The sequence below is a fragment of the Thermomonas sp. genome (assembly GCF_019104945.1).
Classification (GTDB): domain Bacteria; phylum Pseudomonadota; class Gammaproteobacteria; order Xanthomonadales; family Xanthomonadaceae; genus Thermomonas.
Genome location: NZ_JAHRWW010000052.1, coordinates 1 through 17,864 on the forward strand (window position 1 = coordinate 1; position 17,864 = coordinate 17,864).

Consider the following 17,864-nt stretch of genomic DNA (forward strand, 5'->3'; position numbering starts at 1 on the left):
AGCGCTCGGCGCCGATCCAGCCTTCCACCACGGCCACGACCGGCAGCGCCACCAGCGTGACGGCAAGCAACCAGCCGAGTAGTCGCAGCGCTGCGTTCAAAGTGTCTGCTCCAAAATGCGCCAGCACAGCTCTTCAAACGACACCCCGAGCTGACGCGCAGCCTTGGGGACTAACGAATGGCTAGTCATGCCCGGCGCGGTATTGACCTCAAGTAGATAGAGCTGGCCATTGGCGCGGCTGCGCATCACATCCACGCGCCCCCAGCCACTGGCACCTGCGCTACGAAATGCTTCCAGTGCCAGCGTGCGGATCGCGGTTTCTTCTTCGCCTTCTAAACCTGGGCATAGGTATTGCGTATCGTCGGCCAAGTATTTTGCGTTGTAGTCGTACCACTCGCCCTTCGGCACGATGCGAATAGAAGGCAGTGCAACGTCGCCCAAAATACCGACGGTTAGCTCATCGCCAACGATCATCTGCTCCATCAACATTTCGCCGCCATAGCGCTGCGCTACCGCCTCGGCTTCCGCTAACGCAGCCGCGTCCTGTACGCGCGCCACGCCAACACTAGAACCTTCGCACGATGGTTTGACGAATACGGGGAAGCCCAGCTGCAGCGCGGCGGCACGCAGATCATCACCCGACGCAAGGCGTACAAATCTTGGTGTCGAAAGCCCCGCGCTTTGCCAAACCTGCTTGGTGCGGATCTTGTCCATGGTCAGCGCGCTTCCCAGTACGTCTGAGCCGGTAAACGGAATTTCAAACGCCTGCAGCAACCCCTGCAGAACACCGTCTTCACCGCCGCCTTTATTGCCGTGGAGCACGTTGAAGACACGATCAAACTTACCGTGCACCAGCGCATCAACGAGTGCCGGAATACCGTCCACTTCGTGCGCATCCACACCGCGTGCACACAGCGCTTCCAGCACATTGTGGCCAGAGTCCAGCGATACTTCGCGTTCGCTGCTGCTGCCGCCCATCAATACGGCTACTCGCCCAAATACGGCTGGGTCGGTGACCTTCAATGCGGCAAACACGCTACTGCTCATACGCCGCCTCCACTCAACCCGTCACGCGCCAGCGCTTGGGCAGCAGCGCCAATATCGCCCGCGCCCATCATCAGCAGCAGATCGCCGTCTTGCAGCAACCCCGGCAGCACCGTGGCAAGCTCTGCCGCGCCGCCCACCACCACAGGGTCGACGCGCCCGCGCGTGCGAATAGAACGTGCCAGCGATTTCGCATCGGCACCGGCAATGGGGGCTTCACCGGCGGGATAGATCTCGGTAAGCAGCAGCGCATCCACACTGGAGAGTACCGCGGCAAACTCGTCGAATAAGTCACGCGTGCGGGTGTAACGATGCGGCTGAAATGCCACGACTAATCGCCGCTCCGGCCAACCGCCACGCGCCGCAGCAAACACCGCTGCGAGCTCTTTGGGGTGGTGGCCATAATCATCGACCAAGGTCGCCTCGCCACCTTGCGGCAGCTTGAGCGTTGCCAGTTGATTGAAGCGGCGGCCGATGCCTTGGAAGTTTTCCAGCGCGCGCGCGATGGCATCGTTGGGCACGCCAAGCTGCCAGCCAATCGCGGCGGCGGCCAGCGCATTTTGTACATTGTGCCGCCCCGGCAACGCCAGCTTGCAGGCGGTGCGCGTGCCGTCTGGAAGGCACAGCGTAAACAGCATGGTGCCGCCCTGCTGGCTCACGTCGGCCGCACGCACATCAGCGTCGGGTGAGAAGCCATACTTCACCACGTGACGCGGGGTTTTACGCGCCAACTGCGCCACTTCTTCATCGTCCACGCAGAGCACAGCCAAACCGTAGAACGGCAGGCGATGCAGGAACTCCGCGAAGGCCTGCTTCACACGCTCGAAATCGCCGCCGTAATTTTCCAGATGGTCGGCGTCAATATTGGTAATCACCGCTACCACGGGGTTTAGGCGCAAAAAGCTACCATCGCTTTCATCGGCTTCGGCCACCAGCCAGTCGCCTTTACCCAAGCGCGCATTCGCGCCTGCGGCCAGCAACTTGCCGCCGATCACGAAGGTAGGATCCAGCCCGCCTTCACCCAATACGCTGGCGGTGAGCGAGGTTGTGGTGGTTTTGCCATGCGTCCCCGCCACGGCAACACCGCGCTTGAAGCGCATCAGTTCGGCCAGCATTTCCGCGCGCGGCACCACCGGAATGCGCTGCGCACGCGCTTCCAGCATTTCCGGGTTATCTGGTTTGATCGCGCTCGATACCACCACGCAATCGGCATTCAGCACATTGGCCGACGCATGGCCTTGGTGGATGGTGATGCCCAGTGAAGCCAAACGGCGGGTCACGGCATTATCGGCGCGGTCAGAACCGCTCACCTGATAGCCCAGCGTGTTCATGACTTCGGCAATACCGCTCATGCCGGTGCCGCCAATGCCCACGAAATGTACGCGCGGCAATGCTTTTGCAATGTCGTTGATATTCCGAAGGTGCAAGTTATGCGCGCTCATCGGGATGTTGTTCCATGTAAAAGGGTTGCAAGAACGATGTCGGCAACGCGGCTGGCGGCGTCGGGGCGCGCCAGTTCACGCGCGGCCTGTGCCATCGCGAATCGTTGGTTGGCATCACCTGCCAACGGTTGAAGTACTTCTGCAAGCTGCGTGGCAAGTGCATCCGACTGCGGCAACAGCCGCGCCGCGCCGCGTTCAACTAAATATTCGGCATTGCGTGTTTGGTGGTCATCCACCGCCTGCGGGAACGGTACCAGCACGCTACCTACGCCCACCGCACATAGCTCGGCCAGTGTGAGCGCACCTGCGCGGCAGACCACAAGATCGGCCCACGCGTAGGCCGCGGCCATGTCTTCGATAAATGGCTCGACCTTCGCCGTGATTCCCGCATCGGCATAGGCGCGGCGCGCATCGTCTAATAGTTTTTCGCCGGCCTGATGCACCACCTCAGCGGCGATACCTGATTGTGCAAGCGCCTGCGGCACGGCCAAATTCAGCGCGCGCGCACCTTGGCTACCGCCAAGCACCAGCAAGCGCAACGAGCCATCATGATGAAAATCGCGCTGAGCAGGCGGCGCTACAGCGGCGATTTGCGCACGCACTGGGTTCCCAACCAATACTTCATTCGAGAACGTCTGAGGAAAGCCCACCAAGACCTTTTGCGCCACTTTCGCCAGCGTTTTATTGGTCATTCCGGCGGCGCGGTTTTGCTCATGCACCAGCAGCGGAATGCCTGCGAGCTTGGCGGCGATACCGCCCGGCCCTGCGGCATAACCACCAAAGCTCACCACGGCGTCCGGCTGCTGCTGACGCAGCACCGCTGCGGCCGCACGCACCGCCTTCAGCACGCGCAAAGGAGCCCCCAGCAGTGTGAGCAAGCCTTTGCCACGCACGCCCTTTACCGCGATCGTATCGATGGCGATGCCATGTTGCGGCACCAGCCGTGTTTCCATTCCGCCATCGGCTCCCAGCCAGCGCACATTTGCACCGCGCTCGCGCAGTGCCTGTGCTACCGCAAGACCGGGAAAAATATGGCCGCCGGTGCCACCGGCCATCACCACGACAACGGGAGCGGCTTGAGTCATCGCGCCCTCCGCAGTGCGGCAAGTGCCGCAGATTCTGGGCGCGCCTGCCCCATCACGGGCTCAACGCGCTGGTGGCGGCTGCTACGGTTTGCAGGCACATGGTTCACCGGCGGCACCGCTACACTCGCCGTTGGGCTGGCCGCCGTCACCTCGCTCACTGGGCGGTGCTTGGCCACTTGGCGGCGCGCACGCTCGTATTCCCACGACACACGCAGCAACAGGCCCAGCGCCGCGCAGCTCATCATCACCGATGAACCGCCCGAAGAAATCATCGGCAGGGTCAGCCCTTTGGTTGGCAGCAAGCCAAGGTTGACGCCCATCGACACACAACTTTGCAGGCCCATCCATAGCGCGATACCAAACGCGATATAGCCAGAAAAATGCCGACGCATTTCCACGCAGCGCATGCCCAGCCAGAACGCGCGCCCTGCAAGCAGCGCGTATAAACCGACGATCACAGTCACGCCAGCAAAACCCAGTTCTTCAGCCAATACCGAAAAAATAAAGTCGGTATGTGCTTCTGGTAGGTAGTTCAATTTTTGAATGGAAGCGCCAAGCCCTACACCAAACCATTCGCCGCGCCCAATCGCCATTAGCGCGTTGCTGAGCTGATAACCCGCACCTAGCTGATCCTGCCAAGGATCCATAAACGAAGTGACGCGGCGCATGCGGTACGGCTCAAATACGATCAACGCAATGAGGACCGGCGTTAAAAGCACACCCGGCGCGATTAAGCGCTTAATCGGCGCGCCACCTAATAGCAACATCCCTGCGGTAATGCAGATCAGCAGCACCGATGAACCAAAGTCAGGCTGCAGCAGTAATAACACTACGAGCAGGCTAACGACACCGACAGGCTTCATTAGCGCACCCAGTGTCACCGCCACGTCTTCGCTATAGCGTTTTAAGTAGCTGGCCAGCCACACGATGTAGAGAAGTTTGACCGCCTCGACCACCTGAAAATTGAACACACCCAGTGTGATCCAACGCTGCGCGCCATTGACCGATTTACCCAACACCGGCACCCAGACCAGCGCTAATAACAGAGCGCAGGCCAGCAGCAACTTCTGGTTGTACTTTTCTAGTTCTTTTAGCTCGCAGCACATCGCCGCCACCGCCAAGCCCAAGCCGATCGCCAAGGCGAGCAGATGACGGCTTAGGAAATACCACGGCCCGGCATCGACACCGCCCCCTGCAATGGCGGCAGAGCCCACCATCACCACGCCCACACTGGCGAGTGTCACCGCGACCCCAAGGATCCACGGATCAAAGCGGCCGCCCAACTCGTTCACACGAGCTGCTTGGCGGATATTGCCGATGCCAATTGCTGCCATTAGCGCACCTTCAACGTTGCTAACCCCACCAACACCAACACCACGCTGATGATCCAGAACCGCACAATCACGCGCGGCTCGGGCCAGCCTTTCTTTTCAAAGTGATGGTGGATCGGCGCCATTCGGAACACTCGCTTTCCGGTGAGTTTGAAGCTGGCCACTTGGATCATTACCGACAAGGTTTCGATCACGAAGATGCCGCCCATCACCACAAGGATGAGTTCTTGCCGCACGATCACCGCGATCGTGCCCAGCACCGCCCCCAGTGCCAGTGCGCCCAGATCGCCCATGAACACCATCGCGGGATAGGTGTTGAACCACAGAAAGCCCAAGCCCGCACCGGCAATTGCGGTGCAGATAATCACCAGCTCACCCGCGCCAGGCACACGCGGAATTTGCAGATATTGCGCAAACGTCGCGTTGCCTGAAGCATAGGCGAACACGCCCAGTGCGCAGGCCACGAGCACTGTAGGCATGATCGCTAGGCCGTCGAGACCGTCGGTTAAATTGACCGCGTTCGAAAACCCCACAATCCAAAAATATGCCACCGCGACAAAGCCAACACCCGCCATCGGCAGCGCGATGGACTTAAATAGCGGCACATAAAATGTCGTTGCAGCGGGCACATCAGCAAAGGCGAACAAATAAATCCCTGCGGCCAAGCCAAGCAGGGATTGCAGCGCGTATTTCGTGCGTGAGCGCATCCCGTTCGGGTCGCGCTTCACAATTTTGATCCAGTCGTCGGCCCAACCAATTGCGCCAAAGCCGATCATCACGACCAGCACAACCCAGACGTATTTATTGCGCAGATCGGCCCACAGCAGCACCGCCGTTGCCACCGTTGAAAGAATCAGCATTCCGCCCATCGTAGGCGTTCCAGCCTTGGAAAAATGCGACTCTGGGCCATCCTTACGGATCGGCTGACCACCCTTCAATGTGGACAGGTAACGGATCATCCGCGGCCCCCACCACAGCGATAGCGACAACGCCGTTAGCGCGGCAAGAATGGCGCGGAAGGTGATGTAATTAAACAGATTGAAGTGGCCCTGTAGCTGTTCCAGCCAGCGCGTGAGTTCAAGCAGCATCCGTTGTCTCCTTGCCGCTTTCGGCATCGCGCTTGAGCAGCGCTTTCACAATTTTGTCCATCGCGCTGCCGCGCGAGCCTTTTACAAGTACCGTGACACCGGGGTGCAGATCCGCCTGCAGCGCTGCAATCAAGGCTTCGTGGCTGGGGTAACTCACACCACCATCGCCAAATGCCGCCGCTGCGTGCGCGCTTAGTGCGCCCAATGCATACAGCCGCGCAATACCGGAACGCCGCGCCTGCGAGCCACCCTGGGCATGCAGCGCCGCTTCGTCTTCTCCCAATTCGCGCATATCGCCTAGCACCAGCCAAGCCGCACCTTCGCAGGTGCTCAGTGTTTCAATCGCAGCGGCTAGCGAACCCGGATTGGCGTTATAGCTATCGTCGATCAGCACAACACCTGTGCTTAGGTGGTGCGCATCCAAACGCCCGTTCACGTGTTCGGCAGCCGCTAATCCTGCGCCGATTTGTTCATGGGTTGCGCCTACCGCGTGTGCCATTGCGGCGGCAGCGAGCGCATTGCGCACATTGTGCAGCCCCGGCAGCGCGATCGTGGTTTCAACTTCGCCACTTGGAAGTACGAGCGTAAAGTGAGAACCGTCTAAACCTGCATGGATAGCACGCGCGCTCACTTCGGCGTGTGTATCAAGACCAAAGCGAATGCTTTTCCGCCCATGCAAGTGTTCTTGAAAATACAGTGCAAAGGCATCGTCGGCATTGATGACCGCTACACCGTCTTCGGCCATCGTGGTGTAGATCGCGCCTTTGGTTTCAGCCACGCCCAGCAGGCTACCCATTCGCTCCAGATGCGCCGAGGCCACGTTATTGACCAGCGCCACATCGGGGCGCGCAATCGCGGTGAGATAGGCGATATCGCCGGGCTTACCCGCGCCCATTTCATACACGGCAAAGCGTGCATCTTCAGGCGCATCCAGCACCGCCAGCGGCAGGCCGATTTCGTTATTGCGATTGCCGGGGTTGGCATAGGCGCCGCCCATCTGCTGCAAGATCGATAGCAGCAGCGTTTTGACGGTGGTTTTGCCATTGCTACCGGTGACCGCCAGCACCTTCGTGCTGCGCTCATGCTGCACGGCGGCTGCAAAGCGTCCCAGCGCGCGTTCGGTGTCATCCACGATAATTTGTGGAATTGCCACTGCCACAGAATGCGCTACTAGCGCCGCCACACAGCCACCCTCTAGTGCGGCTTGAACATGGCTATGGCCATCAAAATGTTCGCCTTTGAACGCCACAAACAGCGGCTTTCCTGCCGGCAGCGTGCGGGTATCGGTGGCCACGCCATCGACTTCACCATCGGCGCCAACAAGGCGGCCATCAACGGCATGTGCAATCCAGCTGAGTGAACGTGGCTTCATGCGTGCCTCCGTAGGTACTCGCGCGCCACTGCTGCATCTTCAAAAGGATGTTTGATGCCATCGACGTCTTGATAGGGCTCGTGGCCCTTGCCTGCAATCAGCACCACGTCGTCTTCGCCCGCATCGGCGATGGCCATGGCAATGGCGGCGCCGCGGTCACGCTGCACGGTCGCCGAATGTGGGCTGATAAAACCAGCCACGATATCGGCCACGATGGTGTCACCAGGTTCATGACGCGGGTTGTCGTCGGTGAGGATCACCCGATCAGCCAAGCGCTCAGCAATCGCCGCCATTTGCGGGCGCTTCCCAGTATCGCGCTCGCCGCCGCAGCCAAACACGCAACTGAGCCTGCCCTTCGTGTGCGCGCGTAGAGAGCTGAGCGCTTGCTCCAACGCATCGGGTGTGTGGGCATAGTCGATGACAACCAGAGGCAACCCACCCTCGCCGCCAAGCCGATTCATTCGGCCATCGACGGGAGAAAGCTGGGACAGGGTTTCTGCAATCAACGCAGGCGCATTTCCCAGTGCAAACAGTGTAGTTGCAACACCTAATAGGTTATCGACATTGAAACGGCCCAGCAGCGCTGAGCGCACCTGATGCGCTTGCCCACCCGCATGCAACATAAAGCGAATACCGGTGCCGTCGAGCAGCACGTCTTCTGCACGTACCGCCGCACCTTGTGCGCCGCGCGAAGAGAAGCCAAGTGCTTGCACCTTCCCTGCAACTGCAGCAAACAGTTCGCGCCCGAACGTATCGTCGAGATTCACTGCAGCCGCACGTAGCCCCGGCCAGTGGAACAGCTTGGCCTTGGCTGCGCCGTACCGCGCCATGTCGCCGTGGTAATCCAAATGATCGCGGGTGAGGTTGGTAAATACTGCGACATCAAATTGCACGCCATCCACGCGCCCTTGGTCGAGCGCGTGTGAAGACACTTCCATCGCCACCGCCGCCGCGCCTTCATCGCGCAGTTCGGCCAGCAGGGCATGCATGCGCAGCACCAACGGTGTGGTGAAGCCGGTGGGTACGATTTTCGGATAAATGCCGCTGCCTAGCGTTCCCACGGTGCCCGACTTCTGTCCGCGCAGCGTCCACGCCTGCGCTAGCAATTGCACCGTGGAGGTTTTTCCATTGGTGCCGGTGACGCCTACCGTGGTCATGCCCGCACTCGGGTGCCCATGAAAAAGATCGCCCATCGCGCCCATGCGCGCGCGCAAATGCGGCACGGCGATGGCGTCTTCCGGCGCGGGTAAATCTTCGGGTGCGGGCGGCTCATACAGCACCGCCGCCGCGCCTGCAGCGCGCGCGCTATCCACAAAGTTCAAGCCGTGCGCACCGAAGCCAGCAATCGCCACAAAGGCATTGCCCGGCTCGACTTCACGGCTGTCTTGCACCAGCCCAGTGACCTCTAGTGCTGCCGACAGGCCTTCCAGTTCAGGAAGCAGTTCACCCAATGTCATCGTTCGCGTCATTGCACACCTCGTGCGACAGCCGACGCTGGAGTTCCCACTGCGAGAGGGGCCGCACTTACCGTACTCGGCACTTTCTTTCGCTTAGCTTCCGCCGCCTGCTGCACTGCCAGCCATTTATCAAGATCGTCCGGCGGCACGTTCATCAGCCGCAGCGCGCCTTCCATCACACCGCGGAACACAGGTGCCGACACCACGCCGCCGTAGTAGCCCTTGCGCGATGGGTCCGGATCATTCACCGCCACCACCATGGCAAAGCGCGGGTTTTCAACCGGCACCAAGCCCGCAAAATAGCCGATATAACGGCGCGAATAGCCGCCCGCGCTGGCCTTGCGTGAAGTGCCGGTTTTACCCGCTACGTGATAGCCCAAAATCGCTGCTTGGGTTGCGGTGCCGCCTGGCTCGGTCACGGTCTGCATCATATGCAGCACTTCATCAGCGATCTTCGGTTCTAGCACGCGCTTTGCCGGGTTGTGCTGGCCCTTCACGAAACTGGGCTGGTGCAACAAACCGCCATTGCCCAATGCGGCATACGCCGTTGCAATTTGCAGCGGTGTAGCGTTTAGCCCATAGCCGTAGCTCATGGTTTGTTTGGACGTTCCACTCCAACGATCTGGCGTTGGGAACAGACCCGCCGCCTCACCCGGAAAACCGCTACCGGTGCGCTGGCCGTAACCGAACCGACGCAAGAAATCGTTGAACTGTGCATCCGTGAGGCGCTTGGCGACCATCGCTGCACCCACGTTCGAACTTTTTCGGATGATGCCGGTGGTATTCAGCACACCGTAGTTATGCGTGTCGGTGGTGCGGTACTTGCCGTTTGGCATCCAGCCTGGGCTGGTATCAAACAGTGTTTCCGGCGTAATCACACCTGCTTCCAGCCCGGCGGCGACCGTCAGTGGTTTCATCGTGGAGCCGGGTTCCAGCAAATCGGTAACCGCGCGGTTACGGTGCGCATCGCGCGGGCTGCCACCCACGGCATTAGGGTTGAAGGTGGGCAAGTTGGCCATCGCCAGCACTTCGCCCGTGGCCACGTCGAGCACCACCGCCGAGCCACTGCTGGCACCGGTTTCATTGATCGCGTTGCGCAATTCGCGGTGCGTTAGATATTGAATGCGGCGGTCGATACTCAGCGCGAGGTCATGCCCGGGCTGCGCCGCACGCACGAGATCCACGTTTTCAACAATGCGGCCTTTGTTATCACGGATCACGCGCTTCACGCCGGGCTTGCCGCTGAGCCACTCATCAAAGGCAAGCTCTAGCCCTTCTTGTCCACGATCATCGATATTCGTGAACCCCAACACATGCGCCAACGCCTCGCCTTGGGGATAGAACCGACGGTACTCGCGCTGGCTGGCCACGCCTGCAATATCCAATGCCAGAATGCGCGCCGCCTCATCCGGGTTGATGCGTCGCTTCAGATAAATAAATTCTTTATTGGCGCGTGCGCTGAGACGATTGATTAACTCATCCTGCGGCACACCAAGTGCTGCGGCCAGCTCCGGTAAACGCTGCGGTGATTTCAACAACTCTTTGGGGTTGCCCCACACCGATTCCACCGGCGTGGAAATCGCCAGCGGCTCGCCATTGCGGTCGGTAATCATGCCGCGCGAGGTGGCAATTGGAATGTCGCGCAAGAACCGCGCATCGCCCTGCTTTTGATAAAACGCACGATCGATGACTTGCAAATAAAGCGCACGCCCCAGCAGCACCAAGACCAGTGCGCCGAGCAGCACCGCCAGCAGGTACATGCGCGCATGCAGATCAAACTGCCCCTGTGCACGCAGCGCAGCGCCCGCCTGACGCTGCCGCCGCGCGTCCTTGGCAAACCATCCCCAGCGCTGTAAGAAGGGTTTCATCATCGCCGCAGCACCACCACATCTTCGGTGCGCGGAAACTGCATCCCTAACCGCGTGCGCGCAATTTGATCGACACGGTTACTTTCTGCCCACGTGGCTTGTTCAAGCTGCAAACGGCCAAATTCAATATTCAGCTCATCCCGGGCTTTTTCTAGGCGAATCAGCTCAACAAACGCCTGCCGATGCTGGTGGCGATCACGCACCACCTGCAACGCGCTGACCACGCACGCCACCACCAAAATCGCCATGATGAGATAGCGGTTCATGCCGCCACCTCCAATTTTTCGGCCACACGCAGCACGGCGCTACGCGCACGCGGGTTACTGGACAGCTCGGTTTCACCCGCCTTTTGTGCACCACCGTGCAAACGCAGCGTGGGTGTGAAGGCGATTTCTACCGGCATTCTACGATTGGCCGGCGGGGCCTTCGCGTGGCGCGCCATGAATTGCTTCACGATTCGATCTTCCAGCGAATGGAAGCTGATCACTGCCAACCGGCCGCCCGGCTTGAGCTGCTCCAAGGCGGCATCGAGCCCTGCTTCCAAATCCGCTAGTTCGCGATTGATATGGATGCGGATTGCCTGAAAGCTGCGCGTGGCCGGATGGGTTTTGCTGTCGCCGCGCGGCATCACCGAGGCGATCAAGTCCGCCAGCTGTGCGGTGCGCTCGATCGGCTGCTGCGTGCGCTTGGCCACAATGGCCCGCGCGATACGGCGGCTCTGCCGTTCTTCGCCATACGTCCACAGCACGTCAGCGATCTCTTTTTCGGACGCATGCGCTAACCACTGCGCCGCACTTTCGTCCGACTCTGGGTCCATGCGCATATCCAGCGGGCCGTCTTTACCGAAAGAAAACCCGCGCTCGGCCACATCCAGCTGCGGCGAGGACACACCCAGATCCAGCAATACGCCGTCCAAACCTTGCGCGGCCGCAGACCACTGCGCGAGCCCGGCAAAGCTGCCGCGATGCCAAGTTACGCGCGCGTCTGCGTGGGCCAGAGCCTCGGCCACCGCAATCGCTTCGGGATCCTTGTCCATCACCAGCAAACGCCCCTGCGGCCCCAGCCGCTGCAACACCCCACGGGCGTGTCCGCCACGCCCGAACGTCCCGTCCAAATAGGTTCCATCCTGTTTTACCGCCAACCCGTCCATGACCTCGGCAAATAACACCGGGAGGTGGGCGGACGCGATGCCCGCGCCACCGCCGCTCACAGCTCAAGATCCTTCAGGCCATCCTCCAGGTCGACATCGCCCAGCGGCGTTTGCATCTGCGCCTGATAATCCCGCTCGCTCCACAACTCGAAGCGATCGATGTTCCCCAACAGCACGGCGCGGCGCTCGATACCGGTCATCGCACGCATGCTCGCCGGAACCGAAATTCGGCTATTGCCATCCAATTCGACCACGGCCGCTGCGGCTACCAGCTTGCGGCGCAGCGTGCGCGCCTGCGGCGACTGCATGCCCTTGCTTTCCAATTGCTTGCACAAGCGCTGCCAGTGGTCGTACTGGAGCAGCCACAGACAACCCGCGTTATAGACGTCATAGGTCACAACCAAGCGATTGCCACACGCTTGCGCGACAAGGTCCCGGTACGCTGTCGGAATCGCCAGCCGGCCCTTATCGTCAATGGTGATGGCATTTTCGCCCTGGAACATGTCTGCCTCGCCCCCGCAGCCAACGGAGCTTGTTAACCCAAGAAAACCACTTATTTCCAAGTTTTCCCACGAAGCCCCACATTAGCAGGCAATTGACCTATGTCAACAATGACGCACGCGACTTTTCCCATTCAGCGTCAATGACTTGCGTAACACTTCAAGAGATTGCTGAAGGTTTATCGTCAACCTTATGTTTCCTCTGATATTTCTATTTCAGGCACTTATCTTCTACTGTTAAGCCTCCATGGGTGACAGGTGACACATTCATGTTGCACTGCGCAAAATTTTGTCTGAAAACCACGGCACACTAGCCCCATGTGCCTCGTTGCGATCGCTTGGGAAACCCACCCCCACTGGCCACTGGTGCTGGTCGGCAACCGCGATGAGCAGTACGCGCGCGCCAGCGCCGCGCTGCACGGCTGGGACGACGCACCGATCTGGGCCGGGCGCGACCTGCAATCGGGCGGTACGTGGATGGGGCTGGGCCGCGATGGCCGCGCCACGGTAGTCACCAATGTGCGCGACGGACTGCCGCAGCCGTTCAACGGCCCCTCGCGCGGCACGCTCCCAGCCGCATTTCTAACCGGCAACGCCAGCGCCATCGACTTTGCCCAGCAGCAGGCGCACACCGCCGCACGCTACGCCCCGTTCAATTTGATCGTGGCCGATCGCCACGGCTGCGCCTATGTGGGCAACCACCCTGCCAGCGGCGCACATGCGATTTCTCCCGGCGTGCACGGCCTGTCTAATGGTGATTTTGACGAAGACTGGCCGAAAACCCGCCGCCTCCGCAGCGCGCTACGGGACTGGGCCGAAACGGGGAGCCGTGACCTCACCCCCCTTTGGGCCGCGCTTGCAGACCGCACTATCGCCCCTGACGCACTGCTTCCACAGACCGGGATCGAGCTTGCGTTGGAGCGCCGCTTATCGTCCGCCTTCGTCCACGAACAAGGGTACGGCACCCGCGCCAGCACGCTGATTTTGGTGGATATCCACGGCCAGGGCTCGATTATCGAACGCCGTTTTGGCGCCGATGGCCTCGCCGCTGGCGAAACGACGCTGCACGCAGCCTAGCCCGCTTCAGCTTCGCCAACGTACAATGCCGTCGGCGGAGTCGGCCAGACAGTCGCGTCATCGGGTAACCGGTGCCGAGGAAAGTCCGGGCTCCATAGGGTACGGTGCTAGGTAACGCCTAGGCGGCGCAAGCCGACGGAAAGTGCAACAGAAAGATACCGCCGATGTCAGAGCAATCTGGCAGGCAAGGGTGAAATGGTGCGGTAAGAGCGCACCGCGAGTCTGGCAACAGACCGGCACGGCAAACCCCACCGGGAGCAAGACCAAATAGGGAGGCGGTGATGCGACCCGCAGAGCCTCCGGGTAGGTTGCTTGAGCGTATGGGTGACCATGCGCCTAGAGGAATGACTGTCCTAGACAGAACCCGGCTTATCGGCCGGCTCCGCCGCTTTCCAAGAGCCGCTACTCAGCCGTGCTGCCATACAGCGCCTTCCTCGGCGCACCCGATAACTCCGCCGCGAGCTTGGCAGCGGTGGAAGGTGGCAGGTATTCGCGCAGCTTGGCGTAGAGGCGGCGACCTTCGGTGACGCTGGCGTCTTCGCTTTCTTCTGCCCCCTGCACCAACACCACAAATTCGCCTTTGCGTTGATCGGCATCGGCCGCAACCCGCGCTGCGAGTTCGGTCAGCGTGCCGTCCAGCACGGTTTCAAAAAGCTTGGTCAGTTCACGCGCCAAAACTGCGCGGCGCTCGCTACCGAACGCCGCCACCATATCGGCCAGCGTTTCTTCGATGCGGTGCGAGGATTCGTAAAAAATAAGGGTGCGTGGTTCGGCTGCCAGCGCAGTTAGGTGCTCACGCCGCGCTTTGGGCTTGGCCGGTAAAAACCCCTCAAACACAAAACGATCACTAGGAAGCCCGGCCACACTCAATGCCGCAATCAAGGCTGAGGCTCCCGGCACCGGGCTAACCTTCACTCCTGCCGCACGCGCCGCGCGCACCAAACGAAAACCCGGATCGCTGACTAGTGGCGTACCCGCATCCGACACCAGCGCCAGCGATTCACCCGATTGCAAGCGCGTTACGATTTTTTGCGCAATCGCCTCTTCATTGTGCTCGTGTAGCGCAATGAGCGGAGTTTGAATTCCAAAGTGCGCCAATAGCTGCCCACTGCGCCGCGTGTCTTCCGCGCAAATCGCCGCTACGTTACGCAGCGTTTCCAGTGCACGCGCACTGATATCGCCCAAATTCCCAATGGGCGTTGCAACGACAAAAAGCGTTCCAGACTCTGACATGCCTGCGTTCGATACAAGGAAAGGTAGAATCGTAGCCTTCTCTGGACACTCACCCAAGCCCGTGGCCCTGATTCGTTCACTTTTCTTAGCGCTTTTTCTGTTGCTGGCCGGCTGCGCCGACATGGCCACGAAGGCACCACCACCGCCTAATTACGCAGCCGCCACCGTGCAAGCACAGGCATTTGCCGCAGGCCACGCCGCACTGAGCGGGCAAGCGCGACGCGATAATACCGATGCCATCGAGCGCCTGCTGGCCCAGCTAGACAACGCCACGCTGGCGCACGATGCCGCCAAGCTGCCCAGCGGTGACCCGCTGTATAACTTCGCGGGCCGCGCACTGCTGCGCCGTGGGCTTACACTGCCGCGCCCGTTTGATCGCGGTGACGCCCACTTTGGCGCCACAAATCGCCCCGCCGCCGATAACGATGGCTATCGCCCTCCCCTCAAAGTAGGGGTACTGCTACCACTCACCGGTGCGCAGGCTGTCGCCGCAGAAGCCGTACGCAACGGTTTCCTTGCGGGCTACTATGCGGAGACCCGCAGGCGCCCAACGCTGCGCTTTTACGATAGCTCTGCCGGTGTCAAAGCAGCTTATGCGCGCCTAGTGGCCGACGGCAATGACTTCGCCGTAGGCCCATTGGGGCGCGAAGAGACCGATGCATTATTCGGTAACGACACGCTTGATGTTCCGCTGCTCGCACTCAATCGTGGCAACCGCACGCCTGCGTTAGGAAGCGCCGCATTTTCACTGTCGCCTGAAGACGAAGGTATCAGCCTTGCGCAAGCCTTAATCGAACGCGGTAGCAAACGCGTCTTGTTGATTGCCGGTAACGAAGACGCGCAGCGCCGCACCGCACAGGCAGCCAAGGCGCAGTTGGAACGCCGTGGCCTGCAGGTGCTCGACGGCCTAGGCTACAGCGGCCAAATGACGGAAGCCCTAGCTCAGCTGGCACAAACCAACGCACCCGATACCGTGCTGTTGATCTTGAAAGGTCCGCAGGCGCGCACTGTGGTGCCGCAGCTAGCACTGGCCAACCTTGCCGGGCTGCCACGCTACTCCAGCTCGATGATCACCTCCGGTATCGGTAAGCCCCTTGAAGATATGGCGCTTGATGGCACCATCTTCCCCACCGAACCGTGGCTCATCAAACCCATCGCTGGGCTGCCGACACAAAGCGCGGCCGCCGCGCGCACCGACACCGCACGCGGCCCAGCGGCGCGCCTATTCGCTTTTGGCCTCGATGCGTGGCTGCTCACCGGCCACCTTGAGCAGCTCGCCCTGTCGCCCAATACACGCATTAGCGGCAGCACTGGCCTGCTCAGTTTGGATGGCTTCGGCAACATCTTGCGCCGCCCTGCGTGGTCGCGTTTTGTGGCCGGTGTGCCGCAGCCATTGGGCGATGGCGCGCGCTAAGCTCAACCGCAGCGAACGCGGCAGCATTGTGGAAGCTGCCGCGCTTGACTATTTACAACAGCAAGGGCTTCAGCCGCTCGCACAAAATGCGCGGGCGCGCAGCGGCGAGCTGGACCTTGTGATGCATGACGGCGAAGGTGTTGTGTTTGTAGAAGTGCGCTATCGCGCTTCGCAAGACTTCGGTGGTGCCGCAGCTTCAGTGGATTATTTCAAACGGCGCAAATTAGTGCGCGCCGCACAAGTCTTTTTGCTGCGCAACCCTCAGTACGCCAATGCCCCCTGCCGCTTTGACGTGATCGCCGCCGAAGGCGACCCCGCAGCGCCACAATTCGAATGGATCCGCGACGCGTTTCGCGCAGATGAGTGTTAAGCACATGACGCAGCTTCCAGACGCACTGCATTCCGAAATGAGCGCCTTGCTCAGCGATGGCTGGCGCACTGATCTTGCCACGCGTGAAGCGCATGCCAGCGATGATTCGCGGCGGCATCTACTGCCTGAAGCCGTTGCGCTACCTACTACGCGCGAACAGGTGGCCGCCATTGTGCGCGCCTGCCGCACGCACCGCGTTGCCATCGTAGCGCGCGGCGCGGGTACCGGCACCACTGGCGCGGCCGTTCCTGTGCAAGGTAGCGTCGTTCTGTCACTGGCGCACATGAATCGCATCGCTGCCATTCGCCCCGCAGATCGCTGCGCAGTGGTGGAGCCCGGCGTTCTTAATGGCGACTTACAGCAGGCGCTACAGCCACACGGCCTGTTTTGGGCACCCGACCCCTCCAGCGCCGCGCTATGCAGCATTGGTGGCAACCTTGCCACCAATGCCGGTGGCCCGCGCGCCGTGAAATACGGCACCACGCGCGATAACGTGCTGGGGTTGGTGGCCGTGACCGGCACTGGTGACATCATTCAAGTAGGCGGCGCGTACACCAAAGACGCCTCCGGCTACGACCTCACCCATCTTCTCATCGGCAGCGAAGGCACGCTGGCCATCATTGTTGAAGCTACGCTCAAGCTCACTCCGCGCCCACAGGCACAGGCAGGGCTGCGCGCGTTTTATCGCGATGCTGCAAGTGCGGCGGCCGCTGTGTCGCGGCTAATGGCACAACCCACCGTACCGGCCATGCTCGAATTCATGGATCGCCGCAGCCTTGCGCTGCTGCGCCAGAACGGTAGCAGCGTACCCAACGCAGGTGCCATGCTGTTAATTGAAGCCGACGGCAGCCACGATGCGCTCCCCGACATTCTCACTACACTGGCCGCAGCAGCAGAGGGCGATGGTTTTTTGGACATCGACGTGGCGCAAGACGGCGCAGCGCGCGATGCACTCTGGGCGGCGCGGCGCGCACTTTCACCTGCACTGCGCACCATTGCCCCCGGCAAGATCAATGAAGACGTGGTGGTGCCGGTATCGCGTATCCCCGACCTCGTTGCAGGCGTTGAAGCCATCGCCGACACGGCCAACCTGCCCATCGTCTGCTTCGGCCACGCGGGCAACGGCAATCTGCACGTCAATATCCTCTACCACCCCGACCACGCCGACGAAACCGCGCGTGCGTATGCAGCACTTCCAAAAATTTTTGAACTGACACTGACCCTCGGCGGCGCACTCTCCGGCGAGCACGGCATTGGTCTTTCCAAACGCGACTTTATGCAACGCGCCTACACCCCAGAAACACTGGCTGCGATGCGTGCAATCAAGCACGCCCTAGACCCCGACGGAATTTTGAACCCGGGCAAAGTGCTGCCTCCAGGCTGAGCCATACACCCAAACAAAAAGGGCGACCCAATTGGGCCGCCCTTTGTTT

At 60.8% G+C, this 17,864-nt stretch carries 15 protein-coding genes, 1 other RNA gene and 2 pseudogenes; 5 read left to right on the plus strand and 13 right to left on the minus strand.

The window, feature by feature from the left end:
• From KUL77_RS11860 to mraZ, 12 genes and pseudogenes are all read right to left on the minus strand, one after another.
• A pseudogene (locus tag KUL77_RS11860) lies at positions 1 to 100 on the minus strand (cell division protein FtsQ/DivIB); the annotation flags it as partial.
• A complete protein-coding gene (locus KUL77_RS11865; RefSeq protein WP_297147457.1) occupies positions 97 to 1,047 on the minus strand; it encodes a D-alanine--D-alanine ligase in 951 nt (316 codons plus the stop codon). The gene KUL77_RS11865 and the pseudogene KUL77_RS11860, both read right to left, overlap by 4 nt.
• Entirely contained in the window at positions 1,044 to 2,486 is a 1,443-nt protein-coding gene (gene murC / locus KUL77_RS11870) for a UDP-N-acetylmuramate--L-alanine ligase (protein ID WP_297147460.1), read from the minus strand. The genes KUL77_RS11865 and murC overlap by 4 nt, the downstream gene beginning before the upstream one ends.
• A complete protein-coding gene (gene murG / locus KUL77_RS11875) occupies positions 2,483 to 3,571 on the minus strand; it encodes an undecaprenyldiphospho-muramoylpentapeptide beta-N-acetylglucosaminyltransferase (RefSeq protein ID WP_297147462.1) in 1,089 nt (362 codons plus the stop codon). The genes murC and murG overlap by 4 nt, the downstream gene beginning before the upstream one ends.
• Positions 3,568 to 4,890 carry a putative lipid II flippase FtsW gene (gene ftsW / locus KUL77_RS11880; protein ID WP_297147525.1) on the minus strand — a complete coding sequence of 441 codons (1,323 nt, stop codon included), beginning with the start codon at positions 4,888 to 4,890 and terminating at the stop codon, positions 3,568 to 3,570. The genes murG and ftsW overlap by 4 nt, the downstream gene beginning before the upstream one ends.
• A 14-nt stretch (positions 4,891 to 4,904) precedes the next feature.
• Complete coding sequence (mraY, locus tag KUL77_RS11885) at positions 4,905 to 5,990, minus strand: phospho-N-acetylmuramoyl-pentapeptide-transferase (RefSeq protein ID WP_297147465.1); 1,086 nt, start codon at positions 5,988 to 5,990, stop codon at positions 4,905 to 4,907.
• Positions 5,980 to 7,362: a UDP-N-acetylmuramoyl-tripeptide--D-alanyl-D-alanine ligase gene (gene murF / locus KUL77_RS11890; RefSeq protein ID WP_297147466.1), complete on the minus strand. Its 1,383-nt coding sequence runs from the start codon at positions 7,360 to 7,362 to the stop codon at positions 5,980 to 5,982. The genes mraY and murF overlap by 11 nt, the downstream gene beginning before the upstream one ends.
• Positions 7,359 to 8,831 carry a UDP-N-acetylmuramoyl-L-alanyl-D-glutamate--2,6-diaminopimelate ligase gene (locus KUL77_RS11895; RefSeq protein WP_297147468.1) on the minus strand — a complete coding sequence of 491 codons (1,473 nt, stop codon included), beginning with the start codon at positions 8,829 to 8,831 and terminating at the stop codon, positions 7,359 to 7,361. Before KUL77_RS11895 ends, murF begins: the two co-directional genes overlap by 4 nt.
• Positions 8,828 to 10,579 carry a penicillin-binding transpeptidase domain-containing protein gene (locus tag KUL77_RS11900; RefSeq protein ID WP_297147528.1) on the minus strand — a complete coding sequence of 584 codons (1,752 nt, stop codon included), beginning with the start codon at positions 10,577 to 10,579 and terminating at the stop codon, positions 8,828 to 8,830. The genes KUL77_RS11895 and KUL77_RS11900 overlap by 4 nt, the downstream gene beginning before the upstream one ends.
• Positions 10,580 to 10,686: 107 nt before the next feature.
• Complete coding sequence (ftsL, locus tag KUL77_RS11905; protein WP_297147470.1) at positions 10,687 to 10,953, minus strand: cell division protein FtsL; 267 nt, start codon at positions 10,951 to 10,953, stop codon at positions 10,687 to 10,689.
• Between the two features lie 11 nt (positions 10,954 to 10,964).
• A pseudogene (rsmH, locus tag KUL77_RS11910) lies at positions 10,965 to 11,897 on the minus strand (16S rRNA (cytosine(1402)-N(4))-methyltransferase RsmH); the annotation flags it as partial.
• The gene (gene mraZ / locus KUL77_RS11915) at positions 11,894 to 12,340 is read right to left on the minus strand and encodes a division/cell wall cluster transcriptional repressor MraZ (RefSeq protein ID WP_297147473.1); all 447 of its coding nucleotides are present in this window, start codon (positions 12,338 to 12,340) and stop codon (positions 11,894 to 11,896) included. The pseudogene rsmH and the gene mraZ, both read right to left, overlap by 4 nt.
• 315 nt (positions 12,341 to 12,655) lie before the next feature.
• Here mraZ and KUL77_RS11920 point away from each other — a divergent pair, with 315 nt between their 5' ends.
• Positions 12,656 to 13,414, plus strand: coding sequence for an NRDE family protein (locus KUL77_RS11920; protein WP_297147476.1), 759 nt, complete (start codon positions 12,656 to 12,658; stop codon positions 13,412 to 13,414).
• Positions 13,415 to 13,450: 36 nt separating this feature from the next.
• Positions 13,451 to 13,802, plus strand: an RNA gene (rnpB, locus tag KUL77_RS11925) — RNase P RNA component class A.
• Positions 13,803 to 13,816: 14 nt separating this feature from the next.
• Here rnpB and rsmI read toward each other — a convergent pair.
• Complete coding sequence (rsmI, locus tag KUL77_RS11930) at positions 13,817 to 14,647, minus strand: 16S rRNA (cytidine(1402)-2'-O)-methyltransferase (protein ID WP_297147480.1); 831 nt, start codon at positions 14,645 to 14,647, stop codon at positions 13,817 to 13,819.
• Positions 14,648 to 14,768: 121 nt separating this feature from the next.
• On the opposite strand from rsmI, the gene KUL77_RS11935 reads away from it, so the two are divergent.
• The 3 genes from KUL77_RS11935 to KUL77_RS11945 are packed head-to-tail and all read left to right on the plus strand — an operon-like array spanning position 14,769 to position 17,815.
• A complete protein-coding gene (locus KUL77_RS11935) occupies positions 14,769 to 16,061 on the plus strand; it encodes a penicillin-binding protein activator (RefSeq protein WP_297147483.1) in 1,293 nt (430 codons plus the stop codon).
• Positions 16,048 to 16,431: a YraN family protein gene (locus KUL77_RS11940; RefSeq protein ID WP_297147486.1), complete on the plus strand. Its 384-nt coding sequence runs from the start codon at positions 16,048 to 16,050 to the stop codon at positions 16,429 to 16,431. Before KUL77_RS11935 ends, KUL77_RS11940 begins: the two co-directional genes overlap by 14 nt.
• Positions 16,432 to 16,435: 4 nt before the next feature.
• Complete coding sequence (locus tag KUL77_RS11945; RefSeq protein WP_297147489.1) at positions 16,436 to 17,815, plus strand: FAD-linked oxidase C-terminal domain-containing protein; 1,380 nt, start codon at positions 16,436 to 16,438, stop codon at positions 17,813 to 17,815.
• The last annotated feature ends 49 nt before the right edge of the window (positions 17,816 to 17,864 follow it).

What these genes read in the sequence shown, in the direction of transcription:
- KUL77_RS11895 (WP_297147468.1), bottom strand. Translation starts at nt 8,831, where the DNA reads ATGACGCGAACGATGACATTGGGTGAACTGCTTCCTGAACTGGAAGGC.
- KUL77_RS11935 (WP_297147483.1), top strand. Translation starts at nt 14,769, where the DNA reads ATGGCCACGAAGGCACCACCACCGCCTAATTACGCAGCCGCCACCGTG.
- KUL77_RS11865 (WP_297147457.1), bottom strand. Translation starts at nt 1,047, where the DNA reads ATGAGCAGTAGCGTGTTTGCCGCATTGAAGGTCACCGACCCAGCCGTA.
- ftsL (WP_297147470.1), bottom strand. Translation starts at nt 10,953, where the DNA reads ATGAACCGCTATCTCATCATGGCGATTTTGGTGGTGGCGTGCGTGGTC.
- murF (WP_297147466.1), bottom strand. Translation starts at nt 7,362, where the DNA reads ATGAAGCCACGTTCACTCAGCTGGATTGCACATGCCGTTGATGGCCGC.
- murG (WP_297147462.1), bottom strand. Translation starts at nt 3,571, where the DNA reads ATGACTCAAGCCGCTCCCGTTGTCGTGGTGATGGCCGGTGGCACCGGC.
- rsmI (WP_297147480.1), bottom strand. Translation starts at nt 14,647, where the DNA reads ATGTCAGAGTCTGGAACGCTTTTTGTCGTTGCAACGCCCATTGGGAAT.
- KUL77_RS11945 (WP_297147489.1), top strand. Translation starts at nt 16,436, where the DNA reads ATGACGCAGCTTCCAGACGCACTGCATTCCGAAATGAGCGCCTTGCTC.
- mraY (WP_297147465.1), bottom strand. Translation starts at nt 5,990, where the DNA reads ATGCTGCTTGAACTCACGCGCTGGCTGGAACAGCTACAGGGCCACTTC.
- KUL77_RS11940 (WP_297147486.1), top strand. Translation starts at nt 16,048, where the DNA reads ATGGCGCGCGCTAAGCTCAACCGCAGCGAACGCGGCAGCATTGTGGAA.
- murC (WP_297147460.1), bottom strand. Translation starts at nt 2,486, where the DNA reads ATGAGCGCGCATAACTTGCACCTTCGGAATATCAACGACATTGCAAAA.
- mraZ (WP_297147473.1), bottom strand. Translation starts at nt 12,340, where the DNA reads ATGTTCCAGGGCGAAAATGCCATCACCATTGACGATAAGGGCCGGCTG.
- KUL77_RS11900 (WP_297147528.1), bottom strand. Translation starts at nt 10,579, where the DNA reads ATGTACCTGCTGGCGGTGCTGCTCGGCGCACTGGTCTTGGTGCTGCTG.
- KUL77_RS11920 (WP_297147476.1), top strand. Translation starts at nt 12,656, where the DNA reads ATGTGCCTCGTTGCGATCGCTTGGGAAACCCACCCCCACTGGCCACTG.